Origin of the sequence: Micromonospora sp. U56 (genome assembly GCF_018070095.1) — a bacterium.
In the GTDB taxonomy this organism is placed as follows: domain Bacteria; phylum Actinomycetota; class Actinomycetes; order Mycobacteriales; family Micromonosporaceae; genus Micromonospora; species Micromonospora purpureochromogenes.
Genome location: NZ_JAGPYL010000001.1, coordinates 1 through 17,650, shown reverse-complemented (window position 1 = coordinate 17,650; position 17,650 = coordinate 1). Strand labels below are relative to the sequence as shown.

Annotated in this window: 18 protein-coding genes; 6 read left to right on the top strand and 12 right to left on the bottom strand. The window is 73.2% G+C overall.

What is annotated here, in order from left to right; all coding sequences use genetic code 11:
• Positions 1-11: 11 nt before the first annotated feature.
• The 4 genes from KBX37_RS00085 to KBX37_RS00070 form a co-directional block, all read right to left on the bottom strand.
• Positions 12-794 (bottom strand): SDR family oxidoreductase, encoded by a 783-nt coding sequence (locus tag KBX37_RS00085; RefSeq protein WP_210773566.1) that lies wholly within the window; start codon positions 792-794, stop codon positions 12-14.
• Positions 795-847: 53 nt separating this feature from the next.
• Complete coding sequence (locus KBX37_RS00080) at positions 848-1,492, bottom strand: GAP family protein (RefSeq protein WP_210773565.1); 645 nt, start codon at positions 1,490-1,492, stop codon at positions 848-850.
• 80 nt (positions 1,493-1,572) lie between these two features.
• Positions 1,573-2,949: an MFS transporter gene (locus tag KBX37_RS00075; RefSeq protein WP_307848895.1), complete on the bottom strand. Its 1,377-nt coding sequence runs from the start codon at positions 2,947-2,949 to the stop codon at positions 1,573-1,575.
• An 89-nt stretch (positions 2,950-3,038) separates the two neighbouring features.
• Complete coding sequence (locus KBX37_RS00070) at positions 3,039-3,299, bottom strand: hypothetical protein (RefSeq protein WP_210773564.1); 261 nt, start codon at positions 3,297-3,299, stop codon at positions 3,039-3,041.
• Between the two features lie 221 nt (positions 3,300-3,520).
• Here KBX37_RS00070 and KBX37_RS00065 point away from each other — a divergent pair, with 221 nt between their 5' ends.
• Positions 3,521-8,074, top strand: a complete 4,554-nt coding sequence (locus KBX37_RS00065) for a cation-translocating P-type ATPase (protein WP_210773563.1) — start codon at positions 3,521-3,523, stop codon at positions 8,072-8,074.
• 58 nt (positions 8,075-8,132) lie between these two features.
• The gene (locus KBX37_RS00060; protein ID WP_307848894.1) at positions 8,133-8,930 is read left to right on the top strand and encodes an MBL fold metallo-hydrolase; all 798 of its coding nucleotides are present in this window, start codon (positions 8,133-8,135) and stop codon (positions 8,928-8,930) included.
• 73 nt (positions 8,931-9,003) lie between these two features.
• On the opposite strand, the gene KBX37_RS00055 is transcribed toward KBX37_RS00060, so the two are convergent.
• From KBX37_RS00055 to KBX37_RS00045, 3 genes are all read right to left on the bottom strand, one after another.
• Entirely contained in the window at positions 9,004-9,423 is a 420-nt protein-coding gene (locus KBX37_RS00055) for a CBS domain-containing protein (RefSeq protein ID WP_210773561.1), read from the bottom strand.
• 71 nt (positions 9,424-9,494) lie between these two features.
• Positions 9,495-10,457, bottom strand: a complete 963-nt coding sequence (locus KBX37_RS00050; protein ID WP_210773742.1) for an L-threonylcarbamoyladenylate synthase — start codon at positions 10,455-10,457, stop codon at positions 9,495-9,497.
• Between the two features lie 388 nt (positions 10,458-10,845).
• Positions 10,846-11,304, bottom strand: a complete 459-nt coding sequence (locus tag KBX37_RS00045) for an ArsI/CadI family heavy metal resistance metalloenzyme (RefSeq protein ID WP_210773560.1) — start codon at positions 11,302-11,304, stop codon at positions 10,846-10,848.
• 134 nt (positions 11,305-11,438) lie between these two features.
• On the opposite strand from KBX37_RS00045, the gene KBX37_RS00040 reads away from it, so the two are divergent.
• Positions 11,439-11,813, top strand: a complete 375-nt coding sequence (locus KBX37_RS00040) for a metalloregulator ArsR/SmtB family transcription factor (protein WP_210773559.1) — start codon at positions 11,439-11,441, stop codon at positions 11,811-11,813.
• Between the two features lie 84 nt (positions 11,814-11,897).
• A complete protein-coding gene (locus KBX37_RS00035; protein WP_210773558.1) occupies positions 11,898-12,605 on the top strand; it encodes a VOC family protein in 708 nt (235 codons plus the stop codon).
• A gap of 113 nt (positions 12,606-12,718) precedes the next feature.
• Here KBX37_RS00035 and KBX37_RS00030 read toward each other — a convergent pair whose 3' ends face one another.
• Genes KBX37_RS00030 through KBX37_RS35790 form a run of 4 tightly spaced genes read right to left on the bottom strand, consistent with a single transcriptional unit; the run spans position 12,719 to position 14,668 of the window.
• Complete coding sequence (locus tag KBX37_RS00030; RefSeq protein ID WP_210773557.1) at positions 12,719-13,027, bottom strand: hypothetical protein; 309 nt, start codon at positions 13,025-13,027, stop codon at positions 12,719-12,721.
• A 49-nt stretch (positions 13,028-13,076) separates the two neighbouring features.
• Positions 13,077-13,865 (bottom strand): inositol monophosphatase family protein, encoded by a 789-nt coding sequence (locus tag KBX37_RS00025; RefSeq protein ID WP_210773556.1) that lies wholly within the window; start codon positions 13,863-13,865, stop codon positions 13,077-13,079.
• 46 nt (positions 13,866-13,911) lie between these two features.
• Complete coding sequence (locus KBX37_RS00020; protein WP_210773555.1) at positions 13,912-14,550, bottom strand: DUF1028 domain-containing protein; 639 nt, start codon at positions 14,548-14,550, stop codon at positions 13,912-13,914.
• On the bottom strand, positions 14,438-14,668 hold the full coding sequence (locus KBX37_RS35790; protein ID WP_374103613.1) for a DUF1028 domain-containing protein: 231 nt from the start codon (positions 14,666-14,668) through the stop codon (positions 14,438-14,440). Before KBX37_RS35790 ends, KBX37_RS00020 begins: the two co-directional genes overlap by 113 nt.
• Before the next feature lie 259 nt (positions 14,669-14,927).
• Here KBX37_RS35790 and KBX37_RS00015 point away from each other — a divergent pair, with 259 nt between their 5' ends.
• Positions 14,928-15,950 (top strand): zinc-dependent alcohol dehydrogenase family protein, encoded by a 1,023-nt coding sequence (locus KBX37_RS00015; RefSeq protein WP_210773554.1) that lies wholly within the window; start codon positions 14,928-14,930, stop codon positions 15,948-15,950.
• A gap of 153 nt (positions 15,951-16,103) precedes the next feature.
• A complete protein-coding gene (locus tag KBX37_RS35785) occupies positions 16,104-16,409 on the top strand; it encodes a helix-turn-helix domain-containing protein (RefSeq protein ID WP_210773553.1) in 306 nt (101 codons plus the stop codon).
• Between the two features lie 453 nt (positions 16,410-16,862).
• On the opposite strand, the gene KBX37_RS00005 is transcribed toward KBX37_RS35785, so the two are convergent.
• Positions 16,863-17,264 carry a hypothetical protein gene (locus tag KBX37_RS00005; RefSeq protein WP_210773552.1) on the bottom strand — a complete coding sequence of 134 codons (402 nt, stop codon included), beginning with the start codon at positions 17,262-17,264 and terminating at the stop codon, positions 16,863-16,865.
• Positions 17,265-17,650 lie beyond the last annotated feature (386 nt).

Genomic DNA, 17,650 nt, shown 5'->3' with positions numbered 1-17,650 from the left:
GGGATGAGGTTTCATCTCCGGCCGGTTCCCCCGTACGTGTCAGCCAGGTGATCCGCCCAGGTCCGCCGGCCCGTCGGGGTGGCGGTGGTGGTCAGCCCGCCCGCGCGCAGCGCGCTGCCCAGCCGGCCGGGAATCCGCACCGGCAGCACCGGCCGGCGCGAGCCCCGGGCCGCCCGCCAGGCGCGCACCGCCTCGTCGAAGCGGAGCACCTGCGGACCGCCGTACTCCTCGATGCCGCCCAGCGGGCCGGCGGTGAGCCGTTCGCTGAGCCGGCCGGCGACCTCATGCTGGTCGACCGGCTGGGCGAGCACCGCCGGGTCGCCGATCACCGGGCCGAGCCGGCTCGCCGTGCGCAGCAGCGCGTCCAGGAACGGCGGGAACTGGGTGGCCCGCAGCACCGTCCAGGGCACCGGGCCGGCGGCCACCACCCGCTCGGCCGCCAGCTTGTGCCGGTAGTAGGCGTAGGGCACCCGGTCGACGCCGACGATCGAGACGTAGACCAGGTGGGCGACGCCGGCCGCCCCGGCGGCGACGGCCAGCTCGCGGGTGCCGACCACGTCCACCCGGTGGGTACGCCGGCTGTTCGGCAGCGACGCCAGGTGCAGCACCGCGTCCACGCCCTGCACCGCCTCGGCCAGCCCGACCCCGGTCTCCACGTCGGCGACCACCCACTCCGCCGACGGGTCGTGCCGGGGCCGCCGGCTCATCGCCCGCACGTCGAACCCGTCCGCCCGCAGCCGGGGCAGCACCGCCCGCCCGAGCATGCCAGCGGCACCGGTGACCAGCACCTTCATTCCCGACTCCTTCCGGTCGACAGCTCGACGGGGCTGGCCGGCCGATCGTGACGTCACCTGAGCAGGTCGACCCCGGTCATCAGGATGAAGAAGGCGACGACGATCTCGCTGACGATCCAGGAGTTGTGGTCGGCCCAGTCCCGCATCCTCGGCAGCGCGCGCTCGGCCCGCCGGCCCAGCAGCAGCAGCGCCAGCAACGGCAGAGCGAGCAGCAGCAGGGTGAGCAGGAGGAACGGCACCAGGTGCCACCACGGCAGGTCGTACCGGACGACGTTCGCCCCCACGGTGGCCATGGTGAGGTCGTCGACGGGCATCGCCACCATGATCAGCAGACCGAGCCGGAACGCGTACCCGGGACCCGCGTGCTGCAGCCGGCTCATCCAGGCCGGCTGACCTTTCGAGTGCCGGCGCAGGAACACCACCGCGGCCAGCGCCACGAGCAGCGCCAGCACCACCTGGCCGATGGCGGTCCTGATCCCCTCGGCGGGGCCCGCCCCGACGTCCTCGGCGAGCCCGGTCACGCGCCGGGTGACCAGCCAGGCGGTCGTCGTGCCGGCCACCACCACGACCGCCGCGCCGGCCAGGAAACCCAGCGAGGCCTGCCGCGGCCGGTCGCCGGAGGCGAGGAAAACCGCCGCGACCAACTGCGTGCCGGCCACCATGACCACGGCCAACGGCAGGACGGTCAGGAAGCTCATCGCCTGCCCATCCTCCCGGCCCACCCCACCGGCCTGGGCCGATTCGCCGCATCACCCGATTGCCGGCGGAGCGCGGCGGGTCAGCGGGGTACGGCGGGCACCACCCGCCCGACGAGCAGCAGTCCGAGCAGGCCGCAGCCCGCCGCGACCGCCAGCATCCCCGCGTAGTCGACCGGACCGGGCGCCACCCCGGCGGCCAGCACGGTGCCGGTGAGCGCCAGCACCGTGGCGGCGAAGAGCGAGTCGCCCAGTTGCAGCGACGAGCTGTTGCGCCCCTGCTCACCGGGGGCGGACAGGTCCAGGGTGAGCACCGACAGGGACGGGAAGAGCAGGCCCATCCCGGTGCCGGCCACCGCCCAGCCCGCCACTGCGACCGCCACCGGCACGGCCGGGGCGACCGCCAGCGCGACCGTCGCGGTCCCCACCGTGATGCAGGCCAGCCCGGCCCGGGGGAACGCCGCCGAGGAGCGGGGCGCCGGCAGCCGCCCCTGCAACCAGGAGCCGGCCGACCAGGAGACCGCCCCGACGCTGAGCACCAGACCCGCGGCGGTCGGCGTGAAGCCACGCTCGCGGGAGAGCATCAGCGGGATCACCACCTCGGCGCCGGTGAACGCCGCCGAGGCCAGGCCGCGCAGGCCGATCACGGTGGGCAGCCCACGCGCCGCACGCAGGAACCCCGCCGGCAGCAGCCGGGGCGCGCAGCAGGCCAGGCCGACCAGCGCCAGCACCACCAGCGGTACGGCGAGCGGGCCGCGCTGCTGCCCCCCGTGGTGCAGCAGTGCGGCGCTCACCCCCGCCCCGGCCGCCCAGCCGATCCTCGCCAGCGCCCCGGCGGGGGCCCGACCGCCGACCGGCGCGGACAGGGTGCGCAGGCCGGAGTGGACCAGCAGCGCCGCCGGGACCGCCACCGCCGGCACCACGAGGAAGACCCAGCGCCACCCCAGGTGCTCCACGATCAGCCCGGCCACCGCCGGCCCGACCAACGACGGTACGACCCAGGCGGCGGCGAACGCCGCGAACACCCGCCGGCGCAGCTCCTCCGGGTACGCCTGCCCGACCACCACGTACAACGCGACCGAGAGCAGCCCGGAGCCGAAGCCCTGCACGGCCCGGCCGACGACGAGCTGCCCCATGGCGGTGGCGGTGCCGGCCAGCAGCAGCCCGGCCACGAAGAGCCCGACCCCGCTCCACATCGGCACCCGGGGACCCCGGGCGTCGCACCAGATGCCGGAGAGCACCATCGCGAGCACCCCGGCGGCGAACGTGCCGCCGAAGGCGAGCGCGTACAGGGCGAGACCGTCCAGCGCGCGGGCGACCGTGGGCATCGCGGTGCCGACCGCCAGCGCCTCGAACGCCAGCAGGGAGACCAGGGCGACGCTGCCCACCGTCATCGCCCGCAGGCGCGGGTCGTACAGGCGGGCGGCCGGGGCGACCGGCGGCGTGGCGGTGGCCGTCACCGGCCCGACCCGGCCCGGCGAGATGTGATCGACATGGGCTCAGCCTGCGACCTCAACCCGGGTTGAGGTCAACCGTGAGCCCGGTCTCGTCAGGCCGACTGCAGCGCCTCGCCGAGCCCCTTGACGAGGCCGGACATGTGCTGGTCGGCGAGGACGTGACCGGCGGTCACCACCAGCGCCAGGGGCCACTCGATCACCTGGAGGGCGGCCAGCACCCCCAGCCCCGCGTAGTAGGCGAGCTTGTCCGGCGGCGGCACCGCCATCTCGCCCATCATCGGGACCTGCACCCGGCGGGTGTACGCGCGGACCATCTCCTGGCCACCGCTGAGTTGTCGCGTGATGGTGCTCATTGCGGCCTCCCCCTGATCCGACTCCTCCGACGCCCACCCGGATTCCACGTCCACCCCGCCTCCATGCACCCCCACCGGCGCAAACTTCCCTCCTTCCGACGGCATAACGGGCGGCTCGCCGGGAAGCCAGGCCGCCTGACGAGCGCGGGAGGCGAGATGGCGTACGGCAGCAGCGGCGGGCACGGCGGGGAGCGGGGCCGGCGGCTCGGCCGTACTGCTCGATGACGGCGCTGGGCCGGGTCGCCGACCGCGTGCTCCCGCCGGTGCCACCGCTGGTCGCCGACGCGTCCCGTACCGTCGGCTCGGCCGCGTCGCGGCTGGTCCGCGCGGTCGGTCTGACCCGGCGCCGGGTCTGGTCGCGCGGTGGACGGCACCACATCGAGGTGCACGGCGTCTGCCAGGACGGCGGCGACCGGCTGGCCCGGCAGGTCGAGACGGCGCTGGAACGGATGCCCGGGGTGAGCTGGGCCCGGGTCAACGCGCCGTCCGGCCGGGTGGTGGTGGCCGTCGAGGAGCCGAAGCCCCGGCTGCGCGACCTGATCGCCACGGTGGCTCGCGCCGAACGGGTCTGCCCGCACGAGCCGGATCCGGAGATCCCGCCCCCGCACCCGCCCGAGGAGGGGCCGCGGACGCCCCGGACGCTCGGCGCGCTCGCCTCCGACGCGTTCGGCCTGACCATCTCGGCGGCCACCCGGATCCTGCCCTTCACCCCGGTCCCCGGTGAGGTGGCCGGCCTGCTGGGCGCGATCGACCTGCACCCGAAGCTGCACGCGCTGGCCGACCGGGGGCTGCGCGCCGACCCGCGCGCCGAGGTGCTGTTCCCGCTGGCCGAGGCGGTCGTCCAGGGGCTCACCGGCGGCTGGGCCGGCATCGCCCTGGACGGCGTGCAGCGGATCGTGCAGTGGGGTGAGGCGCGGGCGCAGCTCGCCGCCTGGAACAAGGCCGAACCGCGGCTGACCGGCGACCCGGAGCGAGCCGTCGCCCGCTCCCCCGCCACCGAGCGGGGCCAGCCGAAGGCCGACGGCCCGGTCGAGCGGTACAAGAGCTGGGTGCTGGCCGCCGGAGCGGCGGCCGGGGCCGCCGCGGTGCCGGTCGTCGGCGGCAAGCGCGCCGCCGCGCTCGCCCTGTCCTCGCTGCCGAAGGCCCCGGGCAGCGGCCGCGAGGGGTACGCCGCACAGCTCGGCCAGATGCTCGCCCGGCGCGGCGTGATCGCGATGGACCGCAGCGTGCTGCGCGAACTGGACCGGATCGACACGGTGGTGCTGGACGCGGCCGTGCTCGGCTCGGCCCGGGGCGTGCTCGCCGACCTGGCCCCGCTGGGCGACGCAGCAACCGGCGAGGTGGCCGCCCGCGCGTTCGCGCTCTTCGACCCGGCCGACCCGGACGGCTCGCGGGAGGCGGACGGCTGGCGGCTCGGCCCGCTCGACGGGCTCGACGTCACCGATCCCGGGGACACCCCGGAGAGCAGCCGGCTGCGCGAGGGCGGTGGCCAGCTCCTGGGCCTCGCCCACCACGACTCCCTCGCCGCCGTCATCCGGGTCGACCCGGAGCCGGCGCCGGGCGTCGACGCGCTGCCCACCGCCGCCCGGCAGGCCGGCCTACGGCTGGTCGTGGCCGGCGACGACCCGCAGCGGTACGCCTTCGCCGACGCCGTCCTGCCCGGCGGTGACCGCCTCGCCGAGTCGGTGCGCACCCTGCAACGCGAGGGCGCGGTGGTGCTGGTGGTGTCCGGTGACCGGGCGGCGCTCGCCGCGTCCGACTGCGGCCTCGGCGTCGCCGACGCGGAGGCGCTGCCACCCTGGGGCGCCCACCTGCTGGTCGGCACCGACCTGCGGATCCCGGCCCTGGTCATCGAGGCGGCGGGGGTGGCCCACCGGATGACCCGGCAGAACATCCGGCTCGCCATGGCCGGCGCCGGACTCGGCGCGCTGGGCGCCCTCACCGCCGACCGGCGGGAGCTGCCCGGCCGCAGCCTGGCAGCGGTGAACGGGGCGGCCGCGCTGGCCTTCGCCCACGGCGTCTGGCGGGCGCACCGGCTGCCCCACCCGGACGGCGCGCCCACCCCGGCCACCACCGCCTGGCACCTGATGCCGGAAGACACCGTGCTGCGGCAGCTCGACACCACTCCCGGCGGGCTGGCCGAGGCCGAGGCGCGCCGCCGGCGCGCCGCCGGCACGGGCGCGCGGCCCGGCATGGGCGGCGGCCTGCTACGCGCCTTCGTCGACGAACTGTCCAACCCGCTCACCCCGGTGCTGGTCGCCGGGGCGGTGCTCTCCACCGCGTTCGGCTCGCTGGTCGACGCCGCCCTGGTCGGCGGGGTGGTGGGCGGATCCGCGCTGATCGGGGCGGTGCACCAGCGCAACACCGAACGGTCCCTGGCCGAGCTGCTGTCCCGTACGGAGGTGACCGCCCGGGTCCTGCGCGACGGGGCCGAGCGGGTGCTCCCCGCCGAGGAACTGGTGCCCGGCGACGTGGTCACGCTCGGGCCGGGCGACGCGGTGCCGGCCGACTGCCGGGTGCTCACCGCCGACGGGCTGGAGGCGGACGAGTCGTCCCTGACCGGGGAGTCGCTGCCGGTGGGCAAGACCGTCGAGCCGGTGGTCGCCGCCGCCGTGGCGGACCGCCACTCGATGCTCTACGAGGGCACCACCGTGGCCGCGGGGCACGGCACCGCCGTGGTGGTGGCGACCGGCGCCGAGACCGAGTCCGGCCGCAGTCTCGCGCTGGCCGGGCAGGCACCGCCGGTCAGCGGGGTGGAGGCCCGGCTCGGCAAGCTGACCAGCGCGGCGCTCCCGCTGGCGGCCGGATCGGCGATCGCGGTGGCCGGGGCGGGGCTGCTGCGGGGCGTACCCCTGGCGGAGACGGCGGCGACCGCCGCGAACCTGGCCGTGGCCTCGGTGCCGGAGGGGCTGCCGTTCCTGGTCAGCGCCGCGCAGCTGGCCGCGGCCCGGCGGCTGGCCGAGCACGGGGCGCTGGTCCGCAACCCGCGCACCATCGAGGCGCTGGGCCGGGTCGACGTGCTCTGCTTCGACAAGACCGGCACCCTCACCGAGGGGAGCCTGCGGCTGGCCGGCGTCGGCGACGACGGCCGGTACGCCCCGGTGAACCGGCTCGACGACGGGCTGCGACGGACCCTCGCCGCCGCGCTGCGGGCCACCCCCGCCGCCGACGACCCGGACGATTTGCCGCAGCACACCGATCGGGCGGTCCGGCGCGGCGCCCGCGACGCCGGGGTGGTGGAGCAGGTCGGCGCGGACGGCTGGGAGGCGGTCGGCGGGCTGCCCTTCGAGCCGTCCCGCGGCTACCACGCCACCGTCGGCCGGACCGGTGACCGGCTGCTGCTCAGCGTGAAGGGGGCGCCGGAGACGGTGCTCCCTCGTTGCAGCGCCTGGCGTACGCCGGGTGGCCGGGACGAGCACCTGGACGACGACGGACGGGCCGGGCTGCACGCGATGCTCGCCGACCGGGCTCGGGCCGGGCACCGCATTCTCGCCGTCGGCGAGTGCCGGGTGGGCGCCGAGACGGTCACCGACGAGCAGGTGGCCGACCTGGTCTTCGTCGGCTTTCTCGCTCTCGCCGACGGGGTGCGCGAGAGCGCCGCCCCGGCCGTGCGCCGGATCCGGCAGGCCGGCGTGCACACCATCATGATCACCGGTGACCATCCGGCCACCGCCGAGGCGATCGCCTCGATCATCAGCGACGGCCACGACGCGCAGCGGGTGGTGACCGCGACCGAGCTGGACCAGCTCGACGACGACGCGCTGGGCGAGCGGCTGGCCCGCACCGACGTGGTCGCCCGCTGCACCCCCACCCACAAGGTGCGGATCATCCAGGCGTTGCAGAAGTGCGGCCGTACCGTGGCGATGACCGGCGACGGCGCCAACGACGCGCCGGCGATCCGGCTGGCCGACGTGGGCATCGCCCTCGGCCAGCGGGGCACCCCCGCCGCGCGGGCCGCCGCCGACCTGGTGGTCACCGACGACCGGCTGGAGACCATCATCGCCACCCTGGTCGAGGGGCGGGCGATGTGGTCCTCGGTACGCCACGCGCTGAGCATCCTGGTCGGCGGCAACCTCGGCGAGATCGCGTTCAGCGTGCTGACCGCCGCCGCGACCGGCCGGTCCGCGTTGACCGGGCGGCAACTGCTCCTGGTCAACCTGCTCACCGACCTGGCGCCGGCGCTGGCCATCGCGGTCCGGCCACCCGGCGCCGACCACGCCAACGGGCTGCTGCGAGAGGGTCCGGACACCTCCCTCGGCGAGACGATGACCCGGGAGATCGGCCTGCGCGCGGCGGCCACCACCCTCGGCGCGACCGCCGGCTGGACGGTCGCCCGGTACACCGGACGGCGCAAACGGGCCGGCACGGTGGCGCTGGTGTCGCTGGTCGGCACCCAGCTCGGGCAGACGGTGCTGGCCGGCGGCACCAGCCCGATGGTGCTCGCCTCCACCGCCGTGTCCCTCGGGGTGCTGGGCGCGGTGGTGCAGACCCCCGGGGTGAGCCAGTTCTTCGGCTGCACCCCGCTGGGGCCGGTCGGGTGGGGCATCGCCGCCGGCTCGGCGCTCGGCGCCACCTTCGCCAACGGCGCGCTGACCCGACTGGTCGAGCGGTTCCCGCCGACCGGCGACGGACCGACCGGGTCGACCGGCGACGGACCGACCGGGTCGACCGGCGACGGACCGACCGGGTCGACCGCCGACGAATCGACCGGGGACGGGCCGGCCGAGGAGAGCCCCGGCGACGGGTCCGCCGCGGCGGAGCCGTCCGCTCGGTAGGGCGCCGGTCCGCATGGCCGCGCCCGTCCCGGGTACGGGCCGGATGGAGGTGGGACGCGTGGAGACGGATCAGCCAAACGTGACGTTCATCGGCACCGCGACGACGGTGCTCCGGATCGGGGGCTTCACCCTGTTGACCGATCCGAACTTCCTGCACCGGGGCCAGCGGGCGTACCTGGGCAAGGGTCTGTGGTCCCGCCGCAGCACCGAGCCGGCGCTGACCATCCCCGAACTGCCCGCCCTGGACGCGGTGGTCCTGTCCCACCTGCACGGCGACCACTTCGACCGGGTGGCCCGCAAGGGGCTCGACCGCGAGCTGCCGATCATCACCACCCGGGCGGCCGAGCGGAAGCTGCGCAAGTGGGGATTCCGGGCGGCCGAAGGGTTGCCCACCTGGCGGTCCCGGGAGCTGAGCCGGGGGTCCAGCACCCTGCGGCTGACCTCGTTGCCCGGTCAGCACGGCCCGGGGGCGCTGGACCGGCTGCTGCCCGACGTGATGGGCACGATGATCGACCTGGACCGGGACGGGACGCGCCGATTCCGCCTCTACGTCACCGGGGACACCCTGCGCCGCCCGCAGCTCGCCGAGATCCCGCAGCGTTTCCCGGACATCGACGCGATGCTGATCCACCTGGGCGGCACCCGGATCGCCGGCATCCTGCTCACCATGGACGCGAAGCAGGGCGCCGACCTGGTCGAGCTGATCCGGCCGAAGCTGACCGTGCCGATCCACTACGACGACTACCCGGTGTTCCGGTCGCCGCTGCGGCACTTCCTCGAGGAGGCGAAGCGGCGCGGGCTGGTGTCGGGGGTGCGCACCATCCTGCGTGGCGAGACCGTGGCGCTGACCGGCTGAGCCGGGGTCCCCGTACACCGATCGCCGCCGTCCGGCGTGGAGCCGGAGGGCGGCGATCGATGATGGGACGGGATCAGGAGCGCTCGGAGATGGCCTCGATCAGGTCGCCCACCGGGCGCTCGGGCAGCGACCGGGCCACGTCGGCCACCGCCACGATCCCGACGAGCTCGTGCCCGTCGATCACCGGCAGCCGGCGCACCTTGTACTGGCCCATCGTGCGCAGGATCTCCGCGGCGTCGTCGTCGGCGCCGATGGTCACCGCCTCGCCCTGGGCCAGCTCGCCGGCCGTCACGTTGGCCGGGTCCTTGCCCTGCGCGAGAACCTTCACCACGATGTCGCGGTCGGTGAGCATGCCCTTCAGCTTGTTGTCGTCGCCGCAGATCGGCAGCGAGCCGACGCCCAGCTCGGCCATCCGCTTGGCGGCGGCCCGCAGGTCGTCCTGCTCACGGACGCAGGTCACGTCGTTGGTCATGATGTCGCGTGCGGTCGGCATGGGACACCTCGCTTTCCGGGGGTTGGTAACTGAATCGGTACCCCCGGTCCGCGGGACCATGCATCCGAGCGTCAGCCGGCCGGGTCCCAGGTGGCGGCGGCGCGGCGCAACCGGTCGTTGATCGCGCGGCCCACCCCGGTGTCAGGCGCCGCCTCGGCCAGTATCTCGGTCACCCCGGCCGCGTCCAGCCGGTGCAGGGCGTCGAAGAGCCGGGCGGCGGCCTCGGTCACGTCCCCGGCGGGCGAGAGCACCTCGACCGCCGCGTATCCGTCGGCCGGCCGCTCCCGGAAGGCCAGGAAACCGCGCCGGCCGCCGGCGGCCGGCGCCGGCTGCGTCCCCCCCACCACCCGCAACGGGGTACGCGGCGCGTAGTGCGCGGCCAGCGTCCCCGGCGCCACCGGCTGCCCGGAACTGCCCGGCCGTACGCTCACCGGCCCGACCGCCTCGACCAGCTCCTCCAGGGCGAGCGCACCGAGGCGCAGCACCACCGGCTGCGCGCCGCGCGCGTCGACGATGGTCGACTCGATCCCGCACCGGGTCGGCCCGCCGTCGAGCACCACCTCCACCGCGGCGCCGAGCCCCTTGACCACGTGCTCCGCCCGGGTCGGGCTGAGCTGCCCGAAGCGGTTCGCGCTCGGCGCCGCCACCGGCACCCCGGCGGCCCGGATCAAAGCCCGTGCGGAGGGCTCGTCCGGCACCCGGACGGCCATGGTGTCCAGCCCCGAGGTGACGATCGGCGGAATCTCGGCCGGCCGGTCCACGATCAGCGTGAGCGGCCCCGGCCAGAACCGCTCGGCCAGCGCGGCCACCGCCGGCCGCACCGGCCCGACGAGCTTCTCCAGGTCGGCGGTGTCGGCCAGGTGGGTGATCAGCGGGTCGAAGCTGGGCCGGGCCTTGGCCTCGAAGATCCGGGCGGCGGCCCGGGCGTCCAGGGCGTTCGCGCCGAGGCCGTAGACGGTCTCGGTCGGGAAGGCCACCAGCCCGCCGTCGCGCAGGACGGCGGCGGCCTCGGCGATGCCGCTGTCGGCGGGCAGGACGCGTGGGGATCCGGTGCTCACGCCCCGACGCTAGCCTGCCGACGTACCGGTCCTCCGGTCGGCCGCGCGATCATCCGCCGACACCTGCACCCGGCAGTACAGCTGGAGGACCTGCGGCGTGGGGTCGCTCATCGACTGTTGCGTGAGCGACGGACCGCCCAGACCCCGCCCACGATCGCCGCCGCGGTCGGCAGGAGCACACAGATGATCAGAACCAGCAGATGCCACAGCTTGAGAGCGACCATGGCGCAGAGGATAGGTAGCGCCTGCCACCGCCCGCTGTCCCGGCCGACGAAGGCCGACTGGCTTGGCTGTACGGATGCCCGTACAGCCAAGCCTCGTCGTTCCTGCCGCACGGGTTTGCTGGGGCAGACGGCCGCGACGGTCAGCAGCAGCTTGCGGCAGCTCCGCTGGTGGCGGGCTCCTTCTCGGCGGCCGGCGTGCAGCAGGCGCTCGCGGTCGCCTTCTCCAACTGCGGGGAGTCGGCCTTGACGGTGTAGACCTCCCACGGCTCGTTGCCGGGTCCGCGTACCCAGACCTTGTCCTGGAGGGCGTAGCAGCACTCCGTGCTGTTCTCCTCCAGCGTGACGAGGCCGGCGTCGGTGAGGCGCCTGGTCGCCGCGCTGACCTCGTCGGTGCTGAACACCTCCACCCCGAGGTGGTCCATGACGGTGGGCTGGTCGGGCTCGCCTTCGAGCAGAACGAGCTTCAGCGGCGGGTTCTCGACGGCGAAGTTGGCGTAGCCGGGTCGACGCTTCGCCGGCTCGACGCCGAACAGCTTGGAGTAGAAGGCGACGGAGCCTTCGAGGTCGGAAACGCGCAGGGCGAGCTGGACGCGGGACATGGTTCTCCTCCTGGGACGGGTCAGCGGATGTGCTGGCGGGGTCAGTGCGGTGGTGCGGGTGCGCTTGTCTAGACGATTTTCGAAGCAGAGACCCCACTGTTGCACCTTGTTTTGAAGTCTGTCAACCTAGAGGCATGTCGAAACAAGCGCTGCCGGTGGTGGACCTGCAAGCGATGGCCTGCTGTCCTCCGATCGCCGCGAGTCCGCTGGACCCCGCGCAGGCGGAGGTCGTCGCGCCGATGTTCAAGGCCCTGGGTGACCCGGTCCGGTTGCGACTGATGTCGATGATCGCCTCGGTGCCGGAAATCTGCGTCTGCGACCTGACCCCCGCGTTCGACCTGTCCGGGCCGACCATCTCCCACCATTTGAAGGTGCTGCGCGAGGCGGGCCTGGTCGACTCGGAGCGGCGCGGCACGTGGGTCTGGTACCGGGTCAAGGCGGAGGCGTTCCGCCAGCTCGGCCTGCTCCTGGACATCCCCGCCCGGCCCGCCGTCGAGGCCGGTGCCTGAACCTCGCCGATGTCCCGCCGCTCTCGCACGGACCTCTCCGAAACCGCCTTGTTTGTCCTGCTGGCCCATGTCTACCGTGCAGTGATGCTCTCCAGAATGCTGACGGTGACCTTCGATGCACACGACCCGGCCCGCCTGGCGCAGTTCTGGGCCGGCCTGCTCGGCCGGGAGGTCGTCGAGGACGCCGGTGGTGCGCTCCTGCCTGGTGAGGACACCCAGCTCAGCCTCCGGTTCGTCCGGAGCGGCGCGGAGGAGGTGGGGCCGAGCCGCCGCCTGCACCTTCACCTGACCAGCGCCAGCCACGCCGACCAGCAGCACACGGTGGCGACGGCGCTGGGGCTCGGCGCCGGCCACCTCGACGTCGGGCAGCGCCCCGAGGAGGGGCACATCGTCCTGGCCGACCCCGAAGGCAACGAGTTCTGCGTGATCGAGCCGGACAATGCCTTCCTCGCCGGGTGTGGCCTGCTCGGGGAGGTCGCCTGCGACGGCACCCGGGAGGTCGGCCTCTTCTGGAGCGAGGCACTGGGCTGGCCGCTGGTGTGGGACCAGGACCAGGAGACCGCGATCCAGTCACCGCACGGCGGCACGAAGGTCGCGTGGGGAGGCCCACCCTTGGCCCCGAAAGGGGTGCGGAACCGGCAGCGTTTCGACCTCGCCCCGGCCGGTGGCGACCAGCAGGCGGAGGTCGACCGGCTGGTCTCCCTCGGGGCCACTCGGCTCGAGGTCGGTGAGGACGGCGCCGTCGTGCTGGCCGATCCCGACGGCAACGAGTTCTGCGTGAGAGGGAACTGACCACAGCGCGGCCGGTTGCCAGTGGGTCAGGGCGGCCAGCCGCCGGACCGCCTCCCTCTCGCGACGGGACCTGGGTGACAGATCGGTGTCAGGACCTGCGTGACGTCGACGGGCTACTGGCGTACCCGGCCCGGCGAGGCGCCACCGAGCACGGAGTTCAGCTGGTCGGCCCAGTCATCATCGGCGAGCCCCGCCGCAACCAGAACATCGCGCCAATCCTGCTGCGCCAGGGCCACAGCATCAAGGAACCGCCGGCTGTCTCCATCGGACAGGAAGACCACCGCAGCTTGGATGCGCTCGGCGCTTTCGGCGGTGCCACCGGGGGCCAACGGCACGAGGTCGGTCAGGAGGTCCAGGACAGTTTCCACCTCGGACGGTCCGAAGCGTGCCCGCACCCATGCCTGCAATCGATCGCTCACCATGCAGCCGAGTATGCCAACCGACAGGTACCCATCGCTGGCAGTAGATCATCTAGCCGATCATCGACATCAGCAGCCCGTGGGTCTCGGCGTCGCCGGCCACCACAAGCCCGCGGCCGGCGCGCCCGATCGGGGCGCCGTCAATTCCGGTGACGACGCAGCCGGCGGCCCGGCACAACGCGATGCCGGCGGCGAAATGCACGTTCTCGGCCAGGTCACCGCCATCGGTGACGTACGCGGCGCGCTTGCCGGCCGCGACCCAGGCCAAGGCCAGCGTGGTGGACACGACCCGCGGCCGGAACCGTTCGACGAACCCAGGGTGGGCCAGCAGGTCCACGGCCCGGAATCCGGGCGCGCTCGGAAACGGCGGATCCAGGTTGACGTCCACCAGCTGGGTGGCGGGCGTGGGCATCAGCTGCGCATCGACACCGTCATGCCGCACCCAGGCGTTCGCACCGTCAGTGAAGAAGACCTCGCCACTGAACGGGTCGGCCACCGCCGCTGCCCCATCGCGCAGCGCCACGTTGACGGCCACCAGCATGTTGCCGACGGCGTAGTTCAGCGTGCCGCACAGGGGATCCACCAACCACTGGCGCACGACGTCGGCCGCGCCCCGCTGCCCGCCTTCCTCGCCGAGCACCGCGTCATCGGGCCGAGCTGCCCGGATGACGTCGAGAATCGCCTGCTCAGCCTCCACATCGGCGGCGGTGGCGAAATCCCCGGCGCCTTTGTCGATGCGGGTGAGCCGCTGGCCGTACATGTTGCGCACCACGTCCGCGCCGGCACGTGCCGCAGCTACCGCAATCCCGGCATCGTCAAGACTCGGGTACGAGTTGATCATGCAGTGCACCATATCGGGGCGAACCCAAACCGCCACCGACGCCTGCTCAAAGGGCCTCGCGGCCTGCCATCGTTGCTGGCTGGTCGACGACGTTCGACGGTGTCTGGTGTTCCATCTGTGCCCCGAGCGCCTGCCGGGCGGCCTCGCCCATGGGGTCGTCGCGGGTGGGCAGCCGCTGGATGGTCGGCAGCACCTTCTCCTGGAAGACGCCGTGCAGCCGGCGCAGTTCCCACGCCGGATGCTCGGCGTCGTCGACCCGCACGTCCCAGAGCGGGTACGGCTGATCGCCGATCACCGTCACGGTCGCCGACCGTGCGCCGTGCCGGTCACCGCCGGTCTCCTCGCCGGCCCCGATGGCCAGCACGAGCTGCTCCGCCAGGTCGAGTTCCCGGCTGTCCTCGAACACCCGGACGATCTCCGCGAGGGTCTCCGGGCCCACCAGGCGGTTGCCCTGCACCGCGTACCCCGGCCCGGTGCGATGCCCCGCCCAGTCACCTGTACGGGAGCCGGTGAAGGCGTGCGAGCGACCCTGGCGGTCGACCATGCCGACCTGCCGCACCTCCCGACCCGGGTCACGGGCCAGCAGCTCGGTCAGGACGTCCTCCGGCGAGCGGCCCTTGCGGTGGCGACCCAGGCCACCCCCAACCCGTTCCTGGCCTACGACGGCCTGCCGCTGCTCGGGCACCGCCCGAGTGGACGTGTGCGACGAGCTTGCCGACCGCGGGTCTGGCCGTCAGGGCTCCCACCCCGAGCTGGCCGGTACGTGGACACCGTGCGGCGATCGAGAAGGTCACGATCGGCACGTACCCGGACGAACGCCCGGCATGCCAGAGCCCGCGTCGGTTGCTGTCACCCTTGCTGTCGCCAGGACCTGCGCATCACGAGTCGCCCGATGGCAGGAGTTTCGGGCGGGGCAGCGCAGGAAGACGCCTGAGGGGGCCTGTCACCACCCTCCCAGCGGGGCCGGCGCAGAAGTTTCACGGGTCAGGAAGACGGGGATGCGGCGGCTTCCAAGACTCGGCTCGGCGCCGCAGGCACCAACAGAGCAAGGAGAAACACCCGATGCGTGGAGTAGTCATGCACGCCGCCGGCGACGTCCGCGTCGAGGAGCGTGAAGACCCGAAGATCATCGAGCCCACCGACGCCATCATCCGCGTGACCGCGAGCTGTATCTGCGGTTCGGATCTGTGGCCGTACCGGGGCATCGAGCCCGTCAAGGATCAGATCATGGGTCACGAGTACGTGGGCGTCGTCGAGGAGATCGGCCCCGAGGTGAAGAACGTCAAGGTCGGCGACTTCGTCGTCGGCTCGTTCGTCATCTCCGACAACACGTGCGAGATCTGCCAGTCCGGCTACCAGTCCCGCTGCGTGCACGGCGAATTCGTGTCGGCGACGGTTGGGACCCAGTCCGAGAAGGCCCGTATTCCCCTGGCGGATGGCACCCTGGTTGCCACGCCGGGCCAGCCGGACCCGGGGCTGATCCCGTCGCTGCTGGCCGCGTCCGACGTGCTCGGCACCGGCTGGTTCGCTGCCGTCGCCGCCGAGGCCGGCCCTGGCAAGACGGTCGCGGTCGTCGGTGACGGCGCTGTTGGCCTGATGGGCGTCCTCGCCGCCAAGCAGCTGGGCGCAGGGCGGATCATCGCGATGTCCCGCAACCCTCAGCGACAGGAGCTGGCGCGGTTCTACGGCGCGACCGACATCGTGCAGGAGCGCGGCGACGAGGGCGTGGCGAAGATCAAAGAGCTCACGAAGGGACTGGGTGCGCACAGCGTGATCGAGGCGGTCGGCACCCAGGAGTCGATGATGCAGGCCATCCGGTCCACCCGGCCCGGCGGGCACGTCGGCTTCGTCGGCGTCGCCCACGATGTCGAGCTGCCCGGCCTGGAGCTGTTCTTCGCCGACATTCACCTGCACGGCGGCCCTGCCCCGGTGCGCCGGTTCCTGCCCGACCTGATCCAGCTGATCTGGGACCGCAAGATCGACCCCGGCAAGGTTTTCGATCTGACGCTGCCGCTGGAGGAGGCCGCGGAGGGCTACCAGGCGATGGACGAGCGGCGCGCCATCAAGGTGCTCCTCACCGCCTGACGCGACCCGCACGCACTCCCCGCCCGCCTCGCATCGTCACAGCGGGGCGGGCGGACGCGTTCTCACGAATCCGGCAGGAACCAGCCGCTTGAGGCGTCGGGGGTACTGACGGGCCCCCTCAAGCGACTACCAAGCGTGGCTACCGTAGAAGTCATGAGCACCAAGGACGAGGTCAGAGAATTTCTGGTCTCCCGTCGCGCGCACGTGACCCCCGAGCAAGCGGGCCTTCCCGACTACGGCGGAGAGCGACGCGTGCCGGGCTTGCGGCGCGAAGAGGTCGCCATGCTCGCCGGGGTCAGCCTCGACTACTACACCCGTCTCGAGCGTGGCAATATCCGTGGCGCTTCCGAAACGGGCCTGTCCATCGCCACCTACAGCGTCGATGAGGGCTCCGAGTCCGCCGACAAGTTCGCACTGCTCGCAAGCTGGGCAACCTCCTGGGGCGCTCATCTGTACTGAGCTTGTACTACTTGATCAAGCGAATCCCCGGCTACCGTCCTGCTGTGCGGAAGCGGATCAGGTTCGTCCTGGCGTTGACGTCCGCAGACAGGCGCCAAGTTGAGGCGGTGCGAGCGGATCACTCCTTCCCGCTGCGCGCGATGCTTGGGCACGCCGTTCTAGACGACGGGCTCACGGCCCTGTGCGGAGCCGACGTCAGTCCTGCCGTGCCGAGGACTGACTTCTGGGATGACCTCATGGATGAGCAGTGGGGGCCAATCCGGCTGTGCGGGCCATGCAGCTGGGCCGCCTCGTCGGGTTGACGATCGAGTTCGCCGCCCCTGCCTTGCAAAGATCAAGCGCCCGGTCGGCCGGCGCCGGTCAGGGTCGCTGACCTGCACGGCTTGTCGGTTGATGCCGACCTTTCCCGCCGTTCGTCGGCGGGCTTGGCTGTACGGATGGCTGTACGGCGCGTTAGATCGCGTTGTCGTCCTGCCACGTCACCCCCGACCACCTATCCAGGCTGGCGAGGAAGTGGGTCACGATCGGCACGACGTGGCGGACCTCGACGGTGTCACGGTCGGCGTACTGATCCACCTGGCCGTTGGCCAAGACGTACTCTCCGGACCGTTCCGGCGACGCCTCCGGGTCGATGGCGTGGAAGCCGGCGTCTCCGGACTCCGCCAGCCGCAGCACCATCGCACGGTTGCCACCGATGACGATGCCGAGGATGGGGCCCTGCTGGTGCTCTAGCCAGATCTCGCCATGGCTCGCGGAGATCGCCCTCCGGACGGCGGACAGCATCTGCTCATCTACTGGGCCCTCCAGCGTGGTCCGGTCCACGTGCAGCATCCACACACCCACACCCTCAGCCACGACACACGCTAGAACAGACGTTGATGTCAGGCTTCCTCCGGGCCGGCGCACCGTCAGTTTGTCCCCGATGACTCTGTCGCGACGCCCGTGCCGTGCGTGAAAATCGGCGGTGGTCGCCCGCCGACGTCGACCTTCCTTGGAACTTCGAGTCCGTCAGTTTGTCTGGCGCTGGGAGCGTGAGCTTAGGGGGCCTGCATTGTTGCTTCGAGCGCGCGAGTCCGGCTCTGTCCCTGCCCCGTACCGTTCCCGTGGGTGGCCACCTGTCGATGTGTGGCTGAAGGGTGGTGGCCGGTGGAGGAGATGACCGAGGAGCCGGTGGAGCTGGTTACGCGGGTGTGCGCGATCGATATTGGCAAGGCGGGTCTGGTGGCGTGTGTGCGGGTGCC

What these genes read in the sequence shown, in the direction of transcription:
- KBX37_RS00085 (WP_210773566.1), bottom strand. Translation starts at nt 794, where the DNA reads ATGAAGGTGCTGGTCACCGGTGCCGCTGGCATGCTCGGGCGGGCGGTG.
- KBX37_RS00080 (WP_210773565.1), bottom strand. Translation starts at nt 1,492, where the DNA reads ATGAGCTTCCTGACCGTCCTGCCGTTGGCCGTGGTCATGGTGGCCGGC.
- KBX37_RS00070 (WP_210773564.1), bottom strand. Translation starts at nt 3,299, where the DNA reads ATGAGCACCATCACGCGACAACTCAGCGGTGGCCAGGAGATGGTCCGC.
- KBX37_RS00065 (WP_210773563.1), top strand. Translation starts at nt 3,521, where the DNA reads ATGACGGCGCTGGGCCGGGTCGCCGACCGCGTGCTCCCGCCGGTGCCA.
- KBX37_RS00055 (WP_210773561.1), bottom strand. Translation starts at nt 9,423, where the DNA reads ATGCCGACCGCACGCGACATCATGACCAACGACGTGACCTGCGTCCGT.
- KBX37_RS00045 (WP_210773560.1), bottom strand. Translation starts at nt 11,304, where the DNA reads ATGTCCCGCGTCCAGCTCGCCCTGCGCGTTTCCGACCTCGAAGGCTCC.
- KBX37_RS00040 (WP_210773559.1), top strand. Translation starts at nt 11,439, where the DNA reads ATGTCGAAACAAGCGCTGCCGGTGGTGGACCTGCAAGCGATGGCCTGC.
- KBX37_RS00035 (WP_210773558.1), top strand. Translation starts at nt 11,898, where the DNA reads ATGCTCTCCAGAATGCTGACGGTGACCTTCGATGCACACGACCCGGCC.
- KBX37_RS00030 (WP_210773557.1), bottom strand. Translation starts at nt 13,027, where the DNA reads ATGGTGAGCGATCGATTGCAGGCATGGGTGCGGGCACGCTTCGGACCG.
- KBX37_RS00025 (WP_210773556.1), bottom strand. Translation starts at nt 13,865, where the DNA reads ATGATCAACTCGTACCCGAGTCTTGACGATGCCGGGATTGCGGTAGCT.
- KBX37_RS00015 (WP_210773554.1), top strand. Translation starts at nt 14,928, where the DNA reads ATGCGTGGAGTAGTCATGCACGCCGCCGGCGACGTCCGCGTCGAGGAG.
- KBX37_RS35785 (WP_210773553.1), top strand. Translation starts at nt 16,104, where the DNA reads ATGAGCACCAAGGACGAGGTCAGAGAATTTCTGGTCTCCCGTCGCGCG.